We start from the raw sequence: 3,011 nt of genomic DNA, 5'->3' as shown, positions 1-3,011 counted from the left end.
CCGGTGCGATAGGTGTGAGAGCAGCGGATGCCGCGGCTCAGAGCTCGGCGGAGAGCCGCCGCGTGACCTCGGCCAGCGGCATCCGTCTCGGGAACACCGCCACGACCACGTCGTCGTCGGCACCCTCGGGGGAGGGGCCGACGTCGAAGCGCGCGAGCACGTCGTCGAGGGCGGCGCGGAGGGTCTGGGTCGGGATGCGCTTCGTGCCCCGCAGCAGCTGCCGGAGCACGTGGTTGTGCACCGCGGTGACCTCGGCGGCGAAGCTCACCGCCGTGAGCGGCTCGATGCCCGGCAGCGCGCGCCGCAGGTACTCGTCGAACAGGCGCTCGTAGCGGAACACCGTGACGATCTCGCGGTCGCGCAGCGTCGGCACCTGGCGCACCACGGTGTAGCGGCGGCGGGCGAGCTCGGGATCGGCGAGGTAGTGCCGGTAGACGATGAGGGATGCCTCGCAGATCGCCTCCCACGGATCCGCGTGCGCCCGATCGAGGAAGGTGCGGAGGCGCTCGAGCACCGCGTCGTGGTCGGCGAAGACGACATCGTCCTTGCCTCCGAACTGCCGGAAGAAGGTCGAGCGGGAGATGCCCGCCGCCTTCGCGATCTGGTCGACGGATGTCGCCTCGAACCCCTGCGAGGCGAACAGCTCGAGCGCAGCCTGGACGACGACGGTGCGTGCGTCGTCCGCCGGTGTAGTCACGCTCATGGAGGCCGAGCCTACTCGCGCTCACGGCGGAGGCACATCGGCACGCGGTATAGGCTGGGGCACTGGTCGTTTATCTCGACGTCGAGACGCTTTTGGAGCGTCGTCATCCCGTTCGCCCCAGCGAAGGAAGCACTGTGGATCTGTACGAGTACCAGGCACGTGACCTATTCGAGAAGTACGAGGTGCCGGTACTCCCGGGCATCGTCGCGGACACTCCCGAAGAGGTGAGGGCGGCCGCGGAGAAGCTCGGCGGCGTCGTCGTCGTGAAGGCCCAGGTGAAGACCGGTGGCCGCGGAAAGGCCGGCGGCGTGAAGGTCGCGAAGACCCCCGACGAGGCGTACGAGGCGGCCAAGGCCATCCTCGGCCTCGACATCAAGGGCCACGTCGTCAAGCGCGTCATGGTCGCCGGCGGCGCCCGCATCGACAAGGAGTTCTACTTCTCGGTGCTGCTCGACCGCTCGAACCGCTCCTACCTGTCGCTCAGTTCGGTCGAGGGCGGCATGGAGATCGAGGAGCTCGCCGTCGAGCGTCCCGAGGCGCTCGCGCGCATCGAGGTGAACCCGCTCACCGGCATCGACAAGACCAAGGCCGTCGAGATCGCCCGCGCCGCGAAGTTCCCCGAGGAGCTCGTCGAGAAGGTGTCCGACGTCTTCGTCAAGCTCTACAACGTCTACACCGGCGAGGGCGCGACCCTCGTCGAGGTGAACCCGCTGATCCTCGACGCCGACGGCAACATCATCGCCCTCGACGGCAAGGTGACCCTTGACGACAACGCATCGGAGGTGCGTCACCCCGAGCACGAGCTGCTCGAGGACAAGGATGCGGCCGACCCGCTCGAGGCGAAGGCGAAGGCCGCCGGCCTCAACTACGTGAAGCTCGATGGTCAGGTCGGCATCATCGGCAACGGTGCGGGCCTGGTCATGTCGACCCTCGACGTCGTCGCGTACGCCGGTGAGAACCACGGCGGCGTGAAGCCCGCGAACTTCCTCGACATCGGCGGCGGCGCCTCGGCGACCGTCATGGCCGCGGGCCTCGACGTGATCCTCGGTGACGCGCAGGTCAAGAGCGTGTTCGTGAACGTGTTCGGCGGCATCACCAGCTGCGTCGCGGTCGCGGACGGCATCGTGAAGGCCCTCGAGATCCTCGGCGACGCGGCCACCAAGCCCCTCGTCGTACGCCTCGACGGCAACCAGGTCGACGAGGGTCGTGCGATCCTCGCGGCGGCCGGCCACCCGCTCGTGACCCTCGCCGCAGGCATGGACGAGGGCGCCGACAAGGCCGCCGAGCTGGCGAACGCCTGAGCCGCGGCATCCGGATAAGGAACTAGGACTATGTCGATCTATCTCAACAAGGACTCCAAGGTCATCGTCCAGGGCATCACCGGCGGCGAGGGCACCAAGCACACCGCTCTCATGCTGAAGGCGGGCACTCAGGTCGTCGGCGGCGTGAACGCCCGCAAGGCCGGCACCACCGTCGCGCACAAGGATGCCGCGGGCGCCGACGTCGAGCTGCCCGTGTTCGCGTCGGTGGCCGAGGCGATCGCCGCGACCGGTGCCGACGTGTCGATCGCGTTCGTGCCGCCGGCGTTCACGAAGGACGCCATGATCGAGGCCATCGACGCCGAGATCCCGCTGCTCGTCGTCATCACCGAGGGCGTGCCCGTCGGTGACACCGCCGAGGCGTGGGCCTACGCGCAGAGCAAGGGCAACACGACCCGCATCATCGGTCCGAACTGCCCCGGCATCATCACCCCGGGCGAGTCGCTCGTGGGCATCACGCCGGCGAACATCACCGGCAAGGGCCCGATCGGCCTCGTCTCGAAGTCGGGCACCCTGACCTACCAGATGATGTTCGAGCTGCGCGACCTCGGCTTCTCGACCGCCATCGGCATCGGCGGCGACCCGATCATCGGCACGACGCACATCGACGCGCTCGCCGCCTTCGAGGCCGACCCCGAGACCAAGGCGATCGTCATGATCGGCGAGATCGGCGGCGACGCCGAGGAGCGTGCGGCGGCCTTCATCCAGGCCCACGTCACCAAGCCGGTCGTCGGCTACGTCGCCGGCTTCACCGCACCTGAGGGCAAGACCATGGGTCACGCCGGCGCGATCGTGTCGGGCTCCGCCGGCACCGCGCAGGCCAAGAAGGAGGCCCTCGAGGCCGCCGGCGTCAAGGTCGGCAAGACCCCGAGCGAGACCGCCGCGCTGCTGCGCGAGATCATCGCGTCGCTCTGATCGGAGCGCATTCGACGGGCCGGCGGTTCACCGCCGGCCCGTCGTCGTTCCCGGATGCCGCGGCCCGCGCCGCC

General features: G+C 69.2%; 3 protein-coding genes. 2 read left to right on the top strand and 1 reads right to left on the bottom strand.

Annotated elements, in window-relative coordinates; translation table 11 throughout:
- Nucleotides 1–37: 37 nt before the first annotated feature.
- A complete protein-coding gene (locus ASG00_RS00070; protein ID WP_045246005.1) occupies nt 38–703 on the bottom strand; it encodes a TetR/AcrR family transcriptional regulator in 666 nt (221 codons plus the stop codon).
- A 134-nt stretch (nt 704–837) separates the two neighbouring features.
- Between ASG00_RS00070 and sucC the strand changes: the two genes are divergently transcribed.
- Nucleotides 838–2,004: an ADP-forming succinate--CoA ligase subunit beta gene (gene sucC, locus ASG00_RS00065; protein ID WP_045246004.1), complete on the top strand. Its 1,167-nt coding sequence runs from the start codon at nt 838–840 to the stop codon at nt 2,002–2,004.
- A gap of 30 nt (nt 2,005–2,034) precedes the next feature.
- Nucleotides 2,035–2,937: a succinate--CoA ligase subunit alpha gene (gene sucD / locus ASG00_RS00060; RefSeq protein ID WP_045246003.1), complete on the top strand. Its 903-nt coding sequence runs from the start codon at nt 2,035–2,037 to the stop codon at nt 2,935–2,937.
- Nucleotides 2,938–3,011: the final 74 nt, after the last annotated feature.

This window comes from Microbacterium sp. Leaf351 (genome assembly GCF_001423825.1).
Taxonomy (GTDB): domain Bacteria; phylum Actinomycetota; class Actinomycetes; order Actinomycetales; family Microbacteriaceae; genus Microbacterium; species Microbacterium ginsengisoli.
Note: the sequence above shows the minus strand (reverse complement) of the source record. Positions and strands in the feature narration are given on the sequence as shown.

What these genes read in the sequence shown, in the direction of transcription:
- ASG00_RS00070 (WP_045246005.1), bottom strand. Translation starts at nt 703, where the DNA reads ATGAGCGTGACTACACCGGCGGACGACGCACGCACCGTCGTCGTCCAG.
- sucD (WP_045246003.1), top strand. Translation starts at nt 2,035, where the DNA reads ATGTCGATCTATCTCAACAAGGACTCCAAGGTCATCGTCCAGGGCATC.